This window comes from Clostridium sp. (assembly GCF_032576335.1).
GTDB lineage: Bacteria > Bacillota > Clostridia > Oscillospirales > Acutalibacteraceae > Faecalispora.
In genome coordinates this window covers 312,639-330,828 of the sequence record NZ_JAWFXC010000002.1, presented here as the reverse complement: position 1 = coordinate 330,828, position 18,190 = coordinate 312,639, and the positions used below count along the sequence as shown (strand labels likewise).

15 protein-coding genes and 1 other annotated feature are annotated in these 18,190 nt (G+C 44.5%); of the genes, 4 read left to right on the top strand and 11 right to left on the bottom strand.

Annotated features, from left to right (window positions below; all coding sequences use genetic code 11):
- Positions 1-37: 37 nt before the first annotated feature.
- From dapA to E7L17_RS03640, 4 genes are all read left to right on the top strand, one after another.
- Positions 38-925 carry a 4-hydroxy-tetrahydrodipicolinate synthase gene (gene dapA / locus E7L17_RS03655; protein WP_316321906.1) on the top strand — a complete coding sequence of 296 codons (888 nt, stop codon included), beginning with the start codon at positions 38-40 and terminating at the stop codon, positions 923-925.
- Between the two features lie 39 nt (positions 926-964).
- Complete coding sequence (gene dapB / locus E7L17_RS03650; RefSeq protein ID WP_316321905.1) at positions 965-1,738, top strand: 4-hydroxy-tetrahydrodipicolinate reductase; 774 nt, start codon at positions 965-967, stop codon at positions 1,736-1,738.
- Positions 1,738-2,205, top strand: coding sequence for an ACT domain-containing protein (locus E7L17_RS03645; RefSeq protein ID WP_316321904.1), 468 nt, complete (start codon positions 1,738-1,740; stop codon positions 2,203-2,205). The genes dapB and E7L17_RS03645 overlap by 1 nt, the downstream gene beginning before the upstream one ends.
- A 141-nt stretch (positions 2,206-2,346) precedes the next feature.
- Positions 2,347-3,348 carry an SPL family radical SAM protein gene (locus E7L17_RS03640; RefSeq protein WP_316321903.1) on the top strand — a complete coding sequence of 334 codons (1,002 nt, stop codon included), beginning with the start codon at positions 2,347-2,349 and terminating at the stop codon, positions 3,346-3,348.
- Between the two features lie 87 nt (positions 3,349-3,435).
- On the opposite strand, the gene E7L17_RS03635 is transcribed toward E7L17_RS03640, so the two are convergent.
- The 11 genes from E7L17_RS03635 to yfmF form a co-directional block, all read right to left on the bottom strand.
- Positions 3,436-6,132 carry a YfhO family protein gene (locus tag E7L17_RS03635; protein ID WP_316321902.1) on the bottom strand — a complete coding sequence of 899 codons (2,697 nt, stop codon included), beginning with the start codon at positions 6,130-6,132 and terminating at the stop codon, positions 3,436-3,438.
- Between the two features lie 78 nt (positions 6,133-6,210).
- On the bottom strand, positions 6,211-7,437 hold the full coding sequence (gene tyrS / locus E7L17_RS03630; protein ID WP_316321901.1) for a tyrosine--tRNA ligase: 1,227 nt from the start codon (positions 7,435-7,437) through the stop codon (positions 6,211-6,213).
- Positions 7,438-7,498: 61 nt separating this feature from the next.
- Positions 7,499-7,749: a binding site (T-box leader), on the bottom strand.
- A gap of 49 nt (positions 7,750-7,798) precedes the next feature.
- Positions 7,799-9,469, bottom strand: coding sequence for a DNA repair protein RecN (gene recN, locus E7L17_RS03625; RefSeq protein WP_316321900.1), 1,671 nt, complete (start codon positions 9,467-9,469; stop codon positions 7,799-7,801).
- A gap of 6 nt (positions 9,470-9,475) precedes the next feature.
- Positions 9,476-9,931 carry an arginine repressor gene (gene argR, locus E7L17_RS03620; RefSeq protein WP_316321899.1) on the bottom strand — a complete coding sequence of 152 codons (456 nt, stop codon included), beginning with the start codon at positions 9,929-9,931 and terminating at the stop codon, positions 9,476-9,478.
- 1 nt (position 9,932) lies between these two features.
- Positions 9,933-10,790, bottom strand: a complete 858-nt coding sequence (locus tag E7L17_RS03615) for an NAD(+)/NADH kinase (protein ID WP_316321898.1) — start codon at positions 10,788-10,790, stop codon at positions 9,933-9,935.
- Positions 10,787-11,608, bottom strand: a complete 822-nt coding sequence (locus E7L17_RS03610; protein WP_316321897.1) for a TlyA family RNA methyltransferase — start codon at positions 11,606-11,608, stop codon at positions 10,787-10,789. Before E7L17_RS03610 ends, E7L17_RS03615 begins: the two co-directional genes overlap by 4 nt.
- The gene (gene dxs, locus E7L17_RS03605) at positions 11,605-13,464 is read right to left on the bottom strand and encodes a 1-deoxy-D-xylulose-5-phosphate synthase (protein WP_316321896.1); all 1,860 of its coding nucleotides are present in this window, start codon (positions 13,462-13,464) and stop codon (positions 11,605-11,607) included. Before dxs ends, E7L17_RS03610 begins: the two co-directional genes overlap by 4 nt.
- Before the next feature lie 32 nt (positions 13,465-13,496).
- Positions 13,497-14,357, bottom strand: a complete 861-nt coding sequence (gene folD, locus E7L17_RS03600; RefSeq protein ID WP_316321895.1) for a bifunctional methylenetetrahydrofolate dehydrogenase/methenyltetrahydrofolate cyclohydrolase FolD — start codon at positions 14,355-14,357, stop codon at positions 13,497-13,499.
- 54 nt (positions 14,358-14,411) lie between these two features.
- Complete coding sequence (gene lgt / locus E7L17_RS03595; protein WP_316321894.1) at positions 14,412-15,503, bottom strand: prolipoprotein diacylglyceryl transferase; 1,092 nt, start codon at positions 15,501-15,503, stop codon at positions 14,412-14,414.
- A gap of 16 nt (positions 15,504-15,519) precedes the next feature.
- Positions 15,520-16,794, bottom strand: a complete 1,275-nt coding sequence (yfmH, locus tag E7L17_RS03590) for an EF-P 5-aminopentanol modification-associated protein YfmH (protein WP_316321893.1) — start codon at positions 16,792-16,794, stop codon at positions 15,520-15,522.
- Entirely contained in the window at positions 16,791-18,074 is a 1,284-nt protein-coding gene (yfmF, locus tag E7L17_RS03585; protein WP_316321892.1) for an EF-P 5-aminopentanol modification-associated protein YfmF, read from the bottom strand. Before yfmF ends, yfmH begins: the two co-directional genes overlap by 4 nt.
- Positions 18,075-18,190: the final 116 nt, after the last annotated feature.

Here is an 18,190-nt window from a genome sequence, read left to right as displayed (position 1 = left end):
CTTATGGTATATACTATAATAATAGGAGGTTGCTATTATGAAGAAGGCACCTTTTCTCGGCTCCGGTGTTGCTATTGTAACACCCATGAATCAAGATGGCTCGGTCAACTACGATATGCTGGGTCGCCTAATTGATTTTCAAATTGAAAACGGAACCGACGCGATTATTTCCTGTGGTACAACGGGCGAATCCGCAACACTTTCACACGAAGAGCACTGTGGCGTTTTGGAGTATTCCATTAAAAAGGTTGCTCACCGTGTACCAGTTATTGCGGGTACGGGAAGCAACGATACTTCGTATGCAATTGAGCTGGCGGTCGAAGCAAAGCGCTTTGGTGCAGATGCACAGCTCAGCGTTACACCCTATTACAACAAAACATCTCAGGCAGGTTTGATTCAGCATTTTACCAAAATTGCAGATGCAACCGATTTGCCCATGATTTTGTATAATGTTCCCTCTCGCACCGGCTGTGCCATTCAGCCTGCAACTTATTTAGAGCTTTCAAAGCACCCGAATATTGTTGCAACAAAGGAAGCCAACGGAGACATTTCTTCTGTTGCGCAAACGGCTGCACTGTGCGGTGAGAACCTGCATATCTACTCTGGTAACGATGACCAGACTCTGCCGATTCTCTCTTTGGGCGGCAAGGGCATTATCTCTGTTTTGGCTAATATCTGCCCCGCAATTATGCATAATATTTGCCAGAGCTTCTTTGACGGAGACTTGGAGAAGAGCCGCGCTCTTAGCTTGCAATACCTCGATTTAATGAATGCCATGTTTGTAGATGTGAACCCCATTCCGATTAAGGAAGCGGTAAACTTAATTGGTTATGAGAGCGGCGAGTGCCGTCTCCCCCTTGTTGCAATGAACGATGCCACTCGTGAAAAGATGGTTTCTGTAATGAAAAAGCATGGTCTGATATAACAAGACCAATTGTGATCAATTTAAGAATGGAATGATAAAATGACTAGATTTATCATAAGCGGATGCAATGGAAAAATGGGTAATTACATTGCCGCAGGAATAAAAAACCGCCCCGATTGCATTACGGTAGCAGGTATTGATGCTTTTGCTGGTGGTGCAGAGAAAGAATTCCCAGTATTTTCTTCTGCCGCCGATATTAGCTGCGAAGCGGATGTTCTGATTGATTTTTCCAACCCTGCGCTTCTCTCTTCTCTGCTGGAGTTGGGGGTTTCTCGCAAATTACCTATGGTAATTTGCACCACAGGTTTTTCAAAAGACCAAGTGGCTCAAATTAAAAAAGCCTCTGAAACCATTCCGATATTTTGTTCGGGTAATATGTCTCTTGGGGTTAATTTGATGATTGAATTAGCAAAAAAGGCTGCCTCTGTACTTTGGGGTCAGTTCGATGTTGAAATCATTGAAAAGCACCATAACCTAAAGGTTGACGCTCCCAGTGGCACTGCGCTCATGATTGCAGATGCCATCTCTTCAACCGTAGATGAGGAACCTCATTATGAATATGACCGGCATTCTCAGCGTAAGAAGAGAAGCAAAACAGAAATTGGTCTTCATTCTGTTCGCGGCGGCACGATTGTTGGGGAGCATGAAGTTCTGTTTGCAGGCCCAGATGAGATTTTAAGCATTACTCATTCGGCTCAATCCAAAGAGATTTTTGCAACAGGCTCCATCAATGCCGCTTTGTTCCTAGTCGGTAAGTCTGCAGGTATGTACAATATGGGCGACCTGCTGGCCGATCATAAGGAGGAATCTTGATGCCCGGAGCGACAATTTCTTCGTCTAGTGAAATCACTTTAATCACATTGCAAAACTGCTCGGCAATCATTTCTTTTATTTGTGAATTGTTTGAGAAAATTGCTGCGTTAGAAGTAAATGTAGATATGATTTCCCTCTCCCCTACGCAAGGTGCTTTTACTTCTCTTTCGTTCACCATTGCGGATGAAGATTTAGGAAAAATGCTTCAATTTACCTCTGAGCTTCAATCTAGACATGAAATAAAAATGATTGTAAGCAGTGGAAACAGCAAAATCACCGTTTGTGATCAACGCATGAAAAACACTCCCGGTATAGCAGCCGCTGTATTTGCAGCCGCAGCCCGTGTTTCTACCGATGTTCGAATTATTACTACATCGGATGATGAGGTGTCTTTGCTGGTAACCTTTGCAGATTACCCGGAAACACTCACTGCGATTGAGCAGGCGATGAGAGAGCCACAAGATTAATTTATTATAATTTTTGCAGCACCGAGAATTTCTTTCAAAGGATATTCTCGGTGCTGTTTTCTTCTCTACTAATCGATAAAATGATAAAGCTTATAGTTCCCCTCTGTTTTGGGAAAACTCCCTAAAGAGGAGGAATTTACTTTGAATACAGGCTTTGACGCGGTTTACTATGAACCAGACTCACTATATTATGAATTGGGCCAAATGCTCAAGCAGAAGTTTAGCGATTTACCTTGGATTAAAATTGAAAGTCATAACCGAATCCCCGAAATGACGGAAGCGGAAAACCGAGACTTTCCGAAGCTAAAACAGCATTTAATTATTGGAATACGAAAAACGCACAAATATACGCCAAACCACAAGGTGTCTGATTGGCTTGTTCCTTACACCTCATCGGGTTGCAGGGCTATGTGCCTTTACTGTTACTTGGTATGCAATTATAATAAGTGTTCCTATTTGCGTTTGTTTGTTAACCGAGAACAAATGCTGGATAGACTTATGAAAAAAGCGGCGGAAGCAATTGAACCAGAAACCTTTGAGATAGGCAGCAACAGCGATTTAGTATTAGAAAACACCATTACAGATAATCTAATCTATACCATCGAACGATTTGCACGTGAAGGCCGTGGGAATATTACGTTCCCAAGCAAATTTAATATGGTAGAGCCTTTATTAGGGCTTAATCATCAAGGCAAGGTCATTTTTCGCATGAGCATCAATCCTGATGAAATTATTCGGCATGTTGAAATTGGAACCTCTCCCCTACAAGACAGAATTCGTGCCCTTAATAACATGGCGGAAGCAGGTTACCCAGTGGGAATTCTAATTGCTCCTATTATTTTAGTTCCCGAATGGAAACGCTTATATGGAGACTTAATTGAACAGCTCGCGACAGAGCTTAGTCCCAAAGTAACCAAGAATGGTTTTCTAGAAATTATTTTGATGACTTACAGTTTTGTTCAGAACGCAATCAATACAGATGCGTTCCCCAATGGGTACCCATTGTTTGACAAAGAGATTATGACCGGACGTGGCCGTGGTAAGTACTGTTATCGCAACGAAATACGTGCAGAGGCAGAAGCTTTTTTGCGCGAAAGGTTAGCAAAAGCATTGCCGGATATGCAAATCCTTTATATCTCATGAGCTCATTTGAAAACAATTATTGTGGATATAAGAAAAAGGGCATCGTAAAATTACGATGCCCTTTTCGATTCAAATACAAACAAGCTCTTACCCAATCGCATATACAATAAGCGGGAACAAGTAAATACCAGCTAGCACAATAAAGAATAAAATACGGAAAATCCATAGCGCGGGTAATTCAAGAGGTTTGAGGTAACGATACCTGCTTTTTCTCAAGAATAGCCAGAAGACCAATAAAGCCAAAGCACCTGCAATAGAAAGAAAAATACCAGGCTTTAGACCCTGCGGTACAAACGTAAGCTCTACCTTATTCTCCCCTTGCTGAAGTGGAATAGCAAGCATGTCGCCAAAAACCTGATACACTTCGGCAGACTTCCCATTCACTTTTGCCGTATACCCTTCATGATAAGAGAGTGGTAACAGCAGGCTAGGCGATTTCCCCTCTGCCTGTATTGTGCCGGTAATCTGATTCCCTATTTGCTTCAATTGCAGTTTAGGAGCCGATTGAGAAAATGAATCTAATGTATCTAAATTCATGCCGAAGATTCCGAAAGATTTCGCATGAAAATCTCGCAGAACGGTAACGCGAATATCTACCGCCTCATCGGTAAAGGTACCAAGGTTTAAAAGTCCATTTTCCTGCTGTGTTGGGTACTGATATGCAACAATTTCATCATTAACCGTAACGCGCAGGCTTTTATAGGCTGGCTCCATTAAGTGGTTGGTAACCTGATCAAAGCAATCCAGATACAACGTTTGCGTTCCATCTACCAAGACGTGGTAGTCTAAGTCGCCGTCCTTTTCCGGATTTTCACGTACTAGCTCCATTTGTGAGCCAGTATCGTAAACAAATAAATTCGAAGTATAGGACGGATCATAATCCTCGGTAAGTGATTCATCCGTACCAAAAACATTTGAAAATAAATACTGCTGAATGGTACGGCGTGTGCTATTGGGTAAATCTTTCAGGTTTGTAAGATTGTCCGCTTGAATCACAGTGCCAAACGACATGCGGTCTTTATTTTTCACCAAGGAGTAGCGGTCATTTTGGTAAAGTATTTGATCGTTGGGGGTGGTCTCATATTCCCGCTGAATGGTGTATCGATTTCCCCACAAAGCGTCCGTTAACTCTGTTCCACCGTGAGAGCTTACCTCCATCCAGTAGGAGGAATATCCCATTTTCTTTAACGTAAACATAAAATCTTCATCTGTAAGTGAAGTATAGTGATTGAGTGTAGGGTAGTTAATCCCACCTAATAAATTAACATCAAAATACTTATGGCCATTTTTGACTCGATACATCGAATCGTCTTTAATTTTATCTTTCAAATCGAACACCGTATCATAAAAAGCAGCCGGGTTTGCGGCAGAACCAATAAAAACGCTACCGGAAAAAATGGACTCACAACAGATAAAGAGTAGCAAAAACACAGAAAAATACCGTTTAGTTACATACCGGTGTTGGTATAAATATAGTAGCAGGTAATAGCATAGTACCGTTAATATGGAAAAAAGAAGATAATATAAAACCGCATTCTGATCAAGCCAGAGCGTTCTTGTATAGATACTTAGCTCCCGATAACGGTAATAGAGAAGCAAATAGGCTACTAAGGACATACAAATAATTAAAAAGATACCAATGCAAATTCCTGGCCAATCCTGCCGCTGCAAACGCCTCTCATCATTATTTAAAACAGAAATAACCTTGGCAAGAAACAGCAGTCCTAAAAATGCAGTCATATATCCATAACGTGCAGGAAATGCCTGGTAGCTGCCGGTATGCCACATTTTATTAATGGGTTCAATAAACAGTGGGATGACCAACAGTACCCATAAAATGAAAAGACTACGCATTTTTCTCTGGTGCCAGAACTTTACCGGGTTTAGAATCACCAGCGCCGCAAATACACCGGAACTGCAAAGCAGTATTGGCAGAGTTGTATAAAAGCTAGTGAAAAAAGAGCCCGAAGAAATGCTTTCTATAATACCTACTGTTCTAGCGGATGATAAATACTGGAACAACGACGGCAGCCACACAACGCTGGTAGTGAGCAGTGCTAAAAAGGTTGAAATCCCTAATAAAACGATGGGCTGCTTTCTCTCTTCCCTGTTAAGAGTAAGATGTAGGTAAATGGCAAAGGCCAAAATAACAAAAACAACCACCATATACGTTAAATAAAAATTTAGAAAAATAATGGCGGTTAAGCTTAGTGCATAACAAAGCGGTTTTTTCTGCTCAATCAGCCGGTTAAGACCAATCATTAAAAGGGGAAAGATGCCCATTACATCCAGCCACACCATATTTTGAAAATACAGCATGCTGTACCCGCCAAAGGCATACATAATCGATAAAGAAAGAATCTGGATGGTGCCCAAATTATGAAACCGGTGCCTTAAAAACAGCGCGGCGGTATAAGAGCAGAACGCCATCTTTAGCAAAACTAAAATGTTGGCGAATAAATACATTTGCTCTGCGGGAACAAGCAGAACTAAGAACGTAAACGGGCTTGATACAAAAAAGAAGAAAACGCCCAAAAAGCTCATTCCGCCGGCATTCTGTGTGTTTAATAGAAAATCTGCATTGCCCTTTAGAATGTTTTGAAAATCAAGCAAAAAGGGAATGACCTGCTGCTTCATATCACACCAGGCCAACGTTTGATTTTCGAATGGGTACAAATGAAAGAGGAAGAATACCAACAATGTAAGCAAGGCCGTTGCTATTGGAGCAGGCCAGCAGCGTTGTTTCATAGATTCTTCCCTCTCTTTATTAAAATAAATGCTCATTCTTTACCACCTGGTATCTTCCCCTGGAAAACACAGGGGAAGATACGGTAAATTGTTGATTTAAAGAGAGAAATCTCTTTATTTTAGAATGATTTTATGAAATACCTTCTTGCCCTTTTTAATGATGGCATAACCCTTTTCAAAATTTGCCGCAGTGAGCATATGGTCAACTGTGGTAATTTTTTCGTCATCTACCGATACGCCACCCTGCTGAATCAGCCTGCGACCCTCGCCCTTAGAGGGAATGAGGCCTGCCTTTATCATAACGTCTAAAATCCCTATGGAACCGTCCGTCAGATCAGATGAGAGAATTTCAGAGCTTGGCATATTATCAGAGTTTCTGCCGCCACCAAACAGAGCACGTGCAGCTTCTTGTGCTTTATTTGCCTCTTCTTCCCCATGAATTAGTTTGGTAACCTCATAAGCCAGCACTTCTTTAGCCTGATTCAGCTCACTACCCTCCATTGCCTCATATTCTGCAATTTTAGTCAGCGGCAGGAAAGTCAATAGCTTCATGCAGCGGATGACATCGGCATCGTCCACATTGCGCCAATACTGGTAAAAATCAAAGGGAGAGGTTTTTTCTGGGTCAAGCCAAACTGCACCGTTTTCTGTTTTTCCCATCTTTTTACCTTCACTCGTAGTGAGCAGAGTAAAGGTCATACCGTATACCTCTTTGCTCTTCATACGGCGCAGCAGTTCCACACCGCCAATAATATTGCTCCACTGGTCGTCTCCTCCCAGCTCCAAAACACAATTATGGCGCTCATTGAGCTCTAAGAAGTCGTAGCTTTGCATAATCATATAATTCAGCTCAAAGAAAGACAACCCCTTCTCCAAACGCTGCTTATAGCATTCCGCAGCAAGCATACGATTAACAGAAAAGTGTACGCCAACCTTGCGCAAAAATTCAATATAATTAAGGTTTAGCAGCCAATCACCGTTATTCGCCATAATGGCTTTTCCATCTGAAAAGTCAATGAGGCGAGACATCTGCTTTTGGAAGCAAGAAATATTGTGATTGATATCTTCCATCGTCAGCATTTTGCGCATGTCGGTTTTTCCGGAAGGGTCACCAACCATTCCCGTTCCACCGCCAAACAAAGCTATGGGGGTATGGCCCGCTTTCTGCATATGTGCCATTACCATAATCTGCACAAAATGCCCTACATGAAGGCTATCCGCAGTTGGGTCAAAACCAATATAGAATGTGACCTTGTCTTCGTTAAGCAGCTTCTTTACCTTTTCTTCGTTTGTGATTTGGGCAATCATGCCTCTTGCTTCAAGTTCTTCGTAAACTCCCATTTTCATTTCCTCCAATTCAGTTTGCAGAGGGAAAAGAAAAAGCCCCCTGCGATTTTCTTCTGCAGAGGGCGGAAATTCCGCGGTACCACCTCAGTTTACCGCAGCCTCACGGCAGCGGCCTCACAGGTAAAATTCAATTTACCCAAACGCTGTAACGGGCGTACCCGGGCGAGCCTAACTCCAGCATTGTGCTGTTTTTTCAGCCCGACGGCTCTGGAACGTATTTCTGGGAGTCTTCCGCCCCTGCTTGCACCAACCGCAGGTTCTCTGTGCCGGCCGTTTTCCCGTACTTTTTTCCTTCTTCGCCATTGATTTGCATTATAACGAATGTTTTTTACCTTGTCAAGCCCTGCTCAATTCCCTATGCCTGTTCTGCATTACGCAGCATTTCACGAGCATTCTCAAGCATAAGCTCGGTTACGGGAAATCCCCCCATAATACGAGCCAGTTCGTTGGCTCGTCCATCCGTATTAAGCGGAGTAATTTCGGTAAAGGTACGATTTTCTTGCTGCTGTTTTTGAATCAGCAGGTGATTTTGAGCCAAAGCGGCAATTTGCGCAAGGTGAGTTACACAAATCACTTGGTGCCCTGCGGCCGCCTCACGAAGCTTTAGCCCAACCTTTTGAGCGGCATTACCGCTAATACCGGTATCCACTTCATCAAAAATTAAGGTATCTACTTCATCTTTCCCCGCAAGCACGGTTTTAATCGCAAGCATAATTCGGGAAAGCTCACCGCCGGATGCGATTTTTGCAACCGGCTTCGGTGGTTCACCGGGATTGGTTGATAATAAAAACTGGATTTTATCGCAGCCGTTGGAATTGAGCGGACAGCGTTCCTGCTCAACCTGAAAAGAAACGCCAGGCATATTCAAAAACTGCAGCTCGTTTTTTACGCTTTCAATAAAGCCTATCGATGCCTTTTTGCGCTGTTCCGAGAGAAGCTTTGCAAGGCGAATGGCTTCCTCTTTTGCACCCTCATACTCTTCGTTGAGTTTTGCAAGGCGTTCCTCTGACAATGCAATGTTTTGCAGCTCTGTGCGGCAGTTTTCAAGATAGCTTAGCATTTCCTCTTCTGTTTCACCGTATTTCAGGCTAAGCCGATAGAGAAAATCCAAGCGCTCTTCCATTTGTTCGAGCTCTGCGGGGTCGTAATCCAAAAGCTCTGCGGCACGGCTAAGCTCTGCACTGCAATCCTGCAGCTCATATTCCAGATTTTGAAAACGCTCCGCTAAGGAATCCAGAGAGGATAAAAAGCGCTTTGCATCCAGCATTGCTATATTAATTTGGGCCATGGCAGACAGTACGCCGCCCTCTTCCTCGCCGTCCAACAACACTTTTACAAGCTGAAATTGCTGCGCCATGCGCTCACTGTTGCGAAACAGCGTACGTTTTCCCGTTAGCTCTTCCTGCTCGCCCGGGCGAAGCGCGGCTTCTTCCAGCTCTTGTATTTGGTATTTGAGCAAGTCCATTCGGCGTTCCTTTTGGGATTCATCCAAATCGAACGCTTGTAACTCATCTCGAACCTTGCACATAGTACGGTAAGCATGCTGGTATTCCGCCAATAGCGGCAGCAGCTCGCCCACACGGTCTATGTAGCGGATATGCAAATCCGGAGATAAAAGCTGGTAGCTTTCATGCTGCCCGTGTATGTTTACCAAAAAGGGAGCTAACTCTTTTAACACGGACACGGTGGCAGGTTTGCTGTTTAAGCGGCAGCTATTTTTACCGGTAAGAGTTATTTCTCTTTGAATCAAAATACTACCGTCTTCTTCTGCAGAATAACCAAGCTCCTCCAATTTTTGCAGTACAAGATTGTTCGGTGAGGAAAAAACTGCACTCACAAAAGCAGAAGATGCTCCGGTACGAATGAGCTCGCGAGAGGTTCTCTCTCCCAGAATCGCACCGATGGAATCAATGAGAATCGATTTACCGGCACCGGTTTCACCGGTAAGCACATTAAACCCTGCATCAAAATCCAGTGAGCATTTTTCAATGACAGCTACATTTTCAATATAAAGCTGTGAGAGCATCGGTATTCACCTGCCAGAAATCAGTTTTTTAAGATCCTCTTTTAGTTCGAGAGCCGTCTCTGGTGTTTTGGTAATTACCAGCACGGTGTCATCACCCGCTACCGTACCCACAACCTTCTCCCAACGAAGGCCGTCAAGCGCAGCACAAACTGCATTTGCCATGCCTGTTAAACACTTAATGACTACAAGGTTCATTGCGTTATCAACTTCAATGGCGGAATCTTCAAACAGCGAATAAAAAATACCGGAAATATCTCGCGACGGCTCTTGGTTGTTGGCATAGCGGTATTTTCCGTCCGCAGACAGAATTTTCACTAGCCTCAGCTCCTTAATATCGCGGGATACCGTTGCCTGCGTTACATCAAAACCGGCATCCTTTAGGCGTCGCAGAAGCTCTTCCTGGGTATCAACCTGGTATTCGCTGATGAGTTCCAGAATTTTCGTATGGCGTCTTGTTTTCATGTCACGCTCTCCGTTCTGAAAGTTTTTCATTCACTATTTCATAAAAGGTTTGGTATTTTAAGTCGATTAAGCTAACCGACCGGCTGGATTTTTGAAAACGTACACAATCCTCTTCCGTTACCGGAATTGTCGGTTCACCATCAAGGGTTAAGAACATTTCGCTTTGACCATTGGGCACCGCTTTTATATGCAACGTGGTATCCTCATCAAATACCACAGAGCGCGTGAGTAAAGAGTGCGGGCAAATCGGTGTTAACAGCAAACAGCGCATTGACGGCTCGATAACCGGCCCACCCGCAGAAAGAGAATATGCCGTAGAACCGGTGGGAGTTGCAACAATTAGGCCATCTGCCCGGTAATGGCAAAGATTATTCCCGTTGTAAGAAACCTGAAAATCAAGGATTCGAGATTGGGAACCTCGAGAAATAACCCCTTCATTGAGTGCGTAATACACCTTTTGGTATTGCTCGCTTTTTAAAGATGCTTCCAGCATCAGGCGGCGCTCCACCTTGTAGGTGCCGTCTAGAAGCTGGCGTAAGCGGTGAAGCTGGTTTGGCTCGAGCCCTGCTACAAACCCAATTCTGCCAGCGTTAACACCCAGAACAGGCTTGTCAGCCAACGCAGCATGCTTGGCTGCGTGAATAATGGTACCGTCGCCACCAACGGCAATTACAACATCGCATGCAGATATCATGCCAAAAAAATCCTCAAAAAATTCAATATCGCGGTACGGAAAGGTGCTGTAAAGGCTCGCTTCCATACAAACACGTATTTCTAAACGACGAAGTTCGCAAAGCAAGTTTTGCGTTACAAGCTCCGCGTTTGCTTTTGTAAGATTTGGTATGATTGCTGCAATCAATGTGTATCACCACCACTTAACTCATTATGAGATTGCTCTACTAAAGCTGAAATAGACTGACCACTTAAATCTTCCGCATCTTCTGCCTTTTGCAGATAGATGAGGTATTCAATGTTCCCCTCCGGCCCTTTGACCGGAGAAAACGTAAGACCAAGTACTGTAAAACCATGCGAAAGAACAAAATCACGAATTTTCTCTATCACCTGTTCATGAACTGCTTTATCGCGCACCACACCTTTTTTCCCTACGTTCTCACGCCCGGCTTCAAACTGTGGTTTAATCAGGCACAGCGCCCGCGCATGTTCTGATAAAAAGGTTCTGGCTACCGGTAACACTAAGGTTAAAGAAATAAAGGAAACATCTACACTAAAAAAATCGATAGGATCCTTTACTTGCTCGGTGGTAAGGTAACGAACATTGGTGCGTTCCATATTTACAACGCGGGGGTCTGTGCGAAGCTTCCAAGCGAGCTGGCCGTAGCCAACATCTACTGCGTATACTTTTTCGGCGCCGTTTTGCAGCATGCAATCGGTAAACCCGCCAGTAGAAGCGCCAATATCCATACAGGTTTGGCCTGTAAGATTAAGCCCATATTGCTGAATGGCTTTTTCAAGCTTCAATCCACCACGGCTTACATAGCGCAGCCCCTGACCGCGTACCTCAATAGCTGTATCTGTTGGCAGCATCGTACCCGGTTTGTCTGATTTTTGGTTATCTACATAAACATTCCCCAGCATAACAAGAGTTTTCGCTTTCTCTCGGCTTTCTGCAAATCCCTTTTCAAACACTAAGGTGTCGAGTCTTTTTTTTTCTATCACTTCACGTACTCCGTTTGAATCAAGTTTTTCATTCCCTCGCTGTCCAACCCCAACTCAGCCAATGACTGGCGCATCGTCGCTTGCTTTACAAAGCGGCTTTCCACCGCTCGCAAGGTCGTTTTGCCCTTATAGCTTTGCTGATACATTTGGTAAAAGAAATGCTCACCTACTCCACCCTGTCGAATTCCTTCTTCAAAAAAGAAAGTGTGGCTTGCTCCTAGGCAAGCATTGATTGCCTGCGGGTCTACCGGGTGAATTCGGTTGAGTTTAATAATCTGTAATGAAATGCCCTCTTTTTCCAGCTTATTTGCTGCAAGGCAAGCCATTGAAAAAATTCTTCCATAGGTAACAAGTGTAACAGGTGCTTGTGGGTCACCGTAAATGTCGTAGGCGTTCCCCGTTACCACAAAATCGTCGGGCTGGTATAGCTGGCCTCCACGGGGATAACGAACAGCCGTTACGCCTGGGCAATCGTATATCGCTTGGTGCAGCAGAAGCTTTAGCTCTTCATGATAAGCGGGCGAGAAAATGGTCATGTTTGGTATCGCACTAAGCAGCGATACATCAAACAAGCCTTGGTGGGTTTCCCCATCCTCTCCTACCACTCCGGCACGGTCAATTGCAAGGGTCACTTTCAGATTTTGCAAGGCCGCGTCATGAATCACTTGATCAATACTGCGCTGCAAAAAGCTGGAATATACTGCAAACACCGGCAGCATTCCGCCGGCTGCAAGGCCACCCGCAAAGGTAACTGCGTGTTCTTCCGCAATGCCTACATCAAAAAAACGATTGGGGTACGCTTTGTGGAATCCTGCTAACCCGGTTCCACTCTCCATTGCGGCAGTAATGGCACAAATTCGCTCATCTTTTTCAGCGAATGCCATAAGACTTTTACCAAATACTTTCGAAAAATTTTCTCCGGAAGCTTGAGATTCACCTGTTTTAATATCAAAACACGAAACGCCATGGAATGCGTCGGGGTTCTTCTCTGCAAAGGTGTATCCCTTGCCTTTTGCTGTTATCACATGCAATAAAACAGGACGGTTAATTTCTTTTGCGCTTTGTAGTATGGTTATTAATTGCTCTACATCGTGCCCATCGTATGGGCCATAGTAAGCAAAACCCATGTCTTCAAATAAAGTTCCTTTATAAAGCGCCTGCTTTAGCAGAGTTTTAGAGGTTTGCAAAACATTACTGATAGGGCTGCCAAGCACGGGCAGATGGTCAAGAATCCCTTCAACCGTTCCCTTGGCTTTGAGGTACCCCGGTTGGGTACGAATATGTGCCAAATACCTTGCGATAGAACCAACATTTTTCGAGATTGACATTTTATTATCATTTAAGATAACGATTAAATTTTTGGAGAAGCGACCAGCGTTATTCAAACCCTCATACGCAAGACCGCCGGTTAATGCGCCATCGCCAATCACTGCCACTACGTGGCTTGGGTCATCATGCAGCTTTTTCGCACTTGCAAGCCCTAATGCAACTGAAATTGAGGTACTACTGTGCCCCGAATGGAACGGATCGCAGTCGCTCTCTTTGGGATTAGGGTAACCGGAAAGGCCACCCTGTGTGCGTATAGAGGAAAGCTGTTTTCTACGCCCTGTTAGAATTTTGTGGGTGTAAGACTGGTGCCCTACATCCCACACAATATTATCAAAAGGAACATCGAAAACATAGTGCAGTGCAACCGTAAGCTCTACCACACCCAAGTTCGATGCCAAATGCCCGCCATTCTTTGCAACCGTGCGGATAATTTCCTGCCGGATTTCTCTGCATAATATGTTCAGTTCATCCATTGTTAAGGATCTAAGATCCCTTGGAGACTCGATGCCATTTAAAAATTTACCCATCCAAGAAACCTCGGTTCATTGTAATGAGGCAATCATACGGTAATACCGCCATGCCTTTTCGCCGCCTCCAGCGTGTTTTGCAGTAGCATAGCAACCGTCATGGGGCCAACACCGCCGGGAACGGGAGTAATGTAGGATGCAATTGGCTCTACCGATGCAAAATCCACATCTCCACACAATTTTCCTTCCGCGTTGCGGTTCATACCAACATCGATTACGACTGCCCCGGGGCAGACCATGTCGCTGGTAATAAAACCGGCTTTACCTACGGCACTGACTAAAATATCTGCCTCACGGCAAATTTGCGCTAAGTTTTCTGTTTTGCTGTGGCAAATCGTCACGGTAGCATCTGCATGCAGAAGCAGCATCGCCATTGGCTTGCCTACAATATCGCTACGGCCTACCACAACACAGCGTTTACCGGAAGGGTTAATTCCAGCTTCACGAAGCATCTGCATAATCCCCGCAGGAGTGCAGGGCAAATAGATGAAATCTCCGCGCATGATATGTCCTATATTCTCCGGGTGGAAAGCATCCACATCTTTGTCCGGACGAATGAGAGAGACAACCGGGTCGGAATTCAGCTTGCCCGGAAGCGGGAGTTGAAGCAGAATACCGTCTATATCTTCCCTATCGTTTAACGAGCAAATGGTTTCTTCCAGCTCCTGTTGTGTAATAGAAGCAGATAGACGAAACAACTCAAAAGAAATCCCAACCTCTTCGCAGGCCTTTTCTTTGTTTTTTACATATACTTCCGATGCCGAGTCTTCCCCTACCAAAACCACGGCCAAGCCGGGGGTAATCCCTTGCTCCTCTTGTAAAGCGTCTATTTCTTGTTTAATCTGTTTGCGAACCGCTTCAGAGATCGCTTTTCCATTCATCAATTGAGCCATAAATAGCCTCCCATAATTTCCCTTATTGCCGTATCCTTGCAAGCCAAGGTTCGGTTATTCTTTTTGCGCAGCATCGTCTGATGCAGATTCTTGCGCTACAATTTCTGTAGGTGTTGTTTCTTCGCTTTGTGCCATATCTTCCGTAAGATTATCCTCAATCACAGGAGAATCATCGTCAGCGGATTCTTCTATATCAGAACCATTGACTGCATCGTTTATCTCGGGTTTTGAAGTAATATCACTGAAAATGGTACTCTTACCATCCCCAACTTCACTCTCCGCGACCGCAAATGTAATCCCATTTAGTGCCATCACCTTTGAGGATCCAATGCCCGAAAGGCTCGTTTTATTGCGGAAAACAATTAAAAGCGATAAAGCAACCAGAACTGTTGCTGCCGCTAAAAGCTGAGATATTCTTAGGTTAATTACCGGTGCAATCAGGCTGTCGGTACGCAGGCCCTCAATCCAAAAGCGGCCAAGGCCATACCACAACAGGTAAAGCAGGAAAACCTGCCCGTCGTACCGGCGCACTCTGGTAGCAAACAAATGCAGCAGACCAAAGCCAATGAGGCACCAAATTGATTCGTATAAAAAGCAAGGGTGAACGGGTCCGTCAACCATTAGGCGTGTTCGGTCACTGATCATGCCCCAGGGCAGATCGGTAGCAGTACCAAATGCCTCTTGGTTTACATAGTTGCCCCAACGACCCACGGTTTGTCCAATTAAAAAGCCGAGCGCAGCTAAATCGAGCACAGCCGCTATATTTAGTTTGCGCAGCTTTGCCATAAGTGCACCACAAAGTAGGCCACCGATAATGCCTCCATAAATTGCGAGCCCACCATTCCAAATATACAAAATGCTGATGGGGTCTTTTACATATTGGTCACCGGGATAAAAAATAACATAATACAGTCTTGCACCTATAATACCGCCAATCATACCAACAATTACGGCGTCGATTAGTCTATCTTGGTCTACATTGAACTTTCTGCAACTAAACATCAGGTACAAAAAGGCCAGAAGAAATCCCATTGCAATAATCACACCATACCACTGAATTGTAAAATTACCAATGGAAAAGGCAGTCGGGTTTATGTTGAAGTCGAGTCCCAATCTTGGGAACTCGACAGTATGAACTTGGTACATGAAAGGTTGCCTCCAATTATTTGATAGGGGTAATCACCGAGAGTGCAGAGTTTTTGGTAAGAAGCTGCTTTTCCAGCAAATCTTGAACATCCTGTAGCTCAACGGTGGCCAGCGCATCAATATAAGAGAAAAGTTCGCGCTCATCAAATGTTAGGGTAATCATCGCGTTTGCAATGGCTTCCGCACTATTGAGTGCAGCAACATTTCTGCCGTACAGCGCTTTTCTGGCTCTAGCAAACGCTTCTTGCGAAATGCCCTCTTTGCGCAAACGTTCTACCTCGCTGCAAATTTCTTTTGCAACGGCATCTGGGTCCTTGGATTCCCCAGAGAAAATAACGGCGGCATAGCCCGGCCCTTCAAAATATTCACTGCCAAAGGATGCCGTGTTAATCAGGTTTGCATCCAACAACCGGCGGTACAACGGAGAAGCATCCGACGCCAAAAGCTCCAATAACACTTCCATTTGCGCCAGCTCTTGAATACTCCGGTGGCCAGCGGCTTCTTTGAAACCGAATTGGAACAAAGGCAGCGTAACGGAAAGCTTTTGTTCTACACGTTTTTCTACCACACCCGCAGGTTCTTCCTCAAATATTCGTTCCACTTCAACAGCTTCAGAAGACTTCAGCATTTTATTGCATAGCTCCAATACACGTTCCGGATCAATGTTGCCCGCAACGCAAAGCGCCATATTATTTAGATTATAAAAGGTATTATAGCAGCGGTAGAGATAATCCGGAGTGATTTCAGCAATGCTTTCTACGGTGCCGGCAATATCAATTTTCACCGGATGATGATGATACAATGCCTTGAGTAAATTGAACATTACTCTCCACTGCGGGTCATCGTCGTACATGCGAATTTCCTGCCCAATGATACCCTGCTCTTTTTGAACGGTTTGCTCCGTAAAATACGGGGACTGAACAAAATCAAGTAGAATTTCAAGCGACTCATACACATTCTCTGTGCTAGAGAACAAGTAGCATGTTTTATCAAAAGAGGTATACGCATTTGCAGAGGCACCAGTTTTTGCAAAACGGGTAAACGCATCTCCGTCTTCACTTTCAAAAAGCTTATGCTCTAAAAAGTGTGCGATTCCCTCCGGAACCGTGCAAACTTCCTTTTCGTCTGAGCGGCGGAAGCTGGTATCTACCGAACCGTAACGCGTACCAAAAATAGCATAGGTTGAGTTGCTGCCCTCTTTGGGGTATACAAAAATGCGCAGGCCACTCGGGTGCTTAAAGCTGTAATAGCTGTCGTGGACACGCTCGTTTGTGATTTTTTCCATTTTCATTCTTCCGTATCCCCCTTTCCTACCATACGGTAGACCGTATCTAAAACCACACGATTTGCAGCCTGAACTACCTGCTCCATAGTAACGGAGTTGATTTCTTCCGCTGCTTCATCGGGAGATTGAATCTTTTCGCAGAAAGACTGAGAAACATACCAGTTTTCAAGACCGCCAAGGTAATCTCCAATTGTACGAAAACTATTACTCATGCTCAGCTTTGCAGCAAGCAGCTCTTCTTCCGTTACTTTGCCGGCCCGAATCTCATCGAGCTGAGCTAAAATCTCAGTTTTAGCGCGATCAATGTTTTCGGTCTCTACTCCGCTTTCCACCATGAGAATACCTTTGTTCCAATCATAGCGAGCGGCGCAGTAGTAGCAAAGGCTAAGCTTTTCACGAACGTTTAAGAAAAGCTTAGAACTAGGCGAGCCGCCAAATACCGCGGTCATTAACTTTGTGGATGCCACTGCATCTTGCGGAACGGCAGCGCCTGCACGGAAGCCCAAAACCAGCTTAGACTGCGCAACGTCCATGGTATCGGTAAATTCACGTGGCTTCGTTACCTCTTTGATTACTTCCGTTTTCAGTTCGGCAACAGGCTCACGGTCTAACTTTTCAAATGCATTTAAGAAGCTGTCGTAAATCGGAACTGGGTCGCAATCACCAAGCGCCATAATTTCAATGCGAGCTGTGCGAAGAACACGGTCCCAAACCTTGGTCATTTCTTCCCGCTGTAATGCCGTTACATCTTCACGGCTACCATAGCGGCTAACACCAAACGCTTCACGGTCACACATGAGCTGTTCGCAACGCAAACGAGCATAAACACGTTTGTCGTTAAAATCAGATTCAATCATTTCAATCGTTTGTCTTTTTTCCTGCTCAAAGCCATCCTCTGGGAAAAGCCCGTCCACAAATGGCGGGTCAAACAATATGCTGCACAAAAGGTGTGAAAGCTCGGCAGAAATATTCTCGTTATCCAACGCGTAACGGTCTGCCAGACCAGCTACCGCGATGGAAAGCAACTGGGATTCTCCCAGTTTACGTACATCGCAATGAATCGCTGCGCCATATAATTCTGCAAGGCGCTCATTGAGGCGAGTAAAATCCGGGTATTCCCGGCTAGCACGGCTCAATAAAAAAGGAAGCAGTGCATTTGCAGCCACCGTGTCTTTCTCCAAAGGCAGCATAAAATTCACCGCAATACGCAGAGTCTTAAATCTGGTATCTCGAATACTCCGGAATTGTATTCCCTCTGATACGGGATACTGCTCTATTTTTATCATGTGACTCATCTCCCTAATTCGTAAATAAAAGCATTTAGAACTATTACCCTGCTTGTTATTTACAACATTTTTCTTTATCATTCCCTAATTTTAATCATTTACGTAATGACACAAAA

Bases quoted from the DNA above. Each gene is read 5' to 3' on its own strand.
- dapA (WP_316321906.1), top strand. From the start codon at position 38: ATGAAGAAGGCACCTTTTCTCGGCTCCGGTGTTGCTATTGTAACACCC.
- dapB (WP_316321905.1), top strand. From the start codon at position 965: ATGACTAGATTTATCATAAGCGGATGCAATGGAAAAATGGGTAATTAC.
- E7L17_RS03645 (WP_316321904.1), top strand. From the start codon at position 1,738: ATGCCCGGAGCGACAATTTCTTCGTCTAGTGAAATCACTTTAATCACA.
- E7L17_RS03635 (WP_316321902.1), bottom strand. From the start codon at position 6,132: ATGAGCATTTATTTTAATAAAGAGAGGGAAGAATCTATGAAACAACGC.
- tyrS (WP_316321901.1), bottom strand. From the start codon at position 7,437: ATGGGAGTTTACGAAGAACTTGAAGCAAGAGGCATGATTGCCCAAATC.
- recN (WP_316321900.1), bottom strand. From the start codon at position 9,469: ATGCTCTCACAGCTTTATATTGAAAATGTAGCTGTCATTGAAAAATGC.
- argR (WP_316321899.1), bottom strand. From the start codon at position 9,931: ATGAAAACAAGACGCCATACGAAAATTCTGGAACTCATCAGCGAATAC.
- dxs (WP_316321896.1), bottom strand. From the start codon at position 13,464: ATGGGTAAATTTTTAAATGGCATCGAGTCTCCAAGGGATCTTAGATCC.
- folD (WP_316321895.1), bottom strand. From the start codon at position 14,357: ATGGCTCAATTGATGAATGGAAAAGCGATCTCTGAAGCGGTTCGCAAA.
- lgt (WP_316321894.1), bottom strand. From the start codon at position 15,503: ATGTACCAAGTTCATACTGTCGAGTTCCCAAGATTGGGACTCGACTTC.
- yfmH (WP_316321893.1), bottom strand. From the start codon at position 16,794: ATGAAAATGGAAAAAATCACAAACGAGCGTGTCCACGACAGCTATTAC.
- yfmF (WP_316321892.1), bottom strand. From the start codon at position 18,074: ATGATAAAAATAGAGCAGTATCCCGTATCAGAGGGAATACAATTCCGG.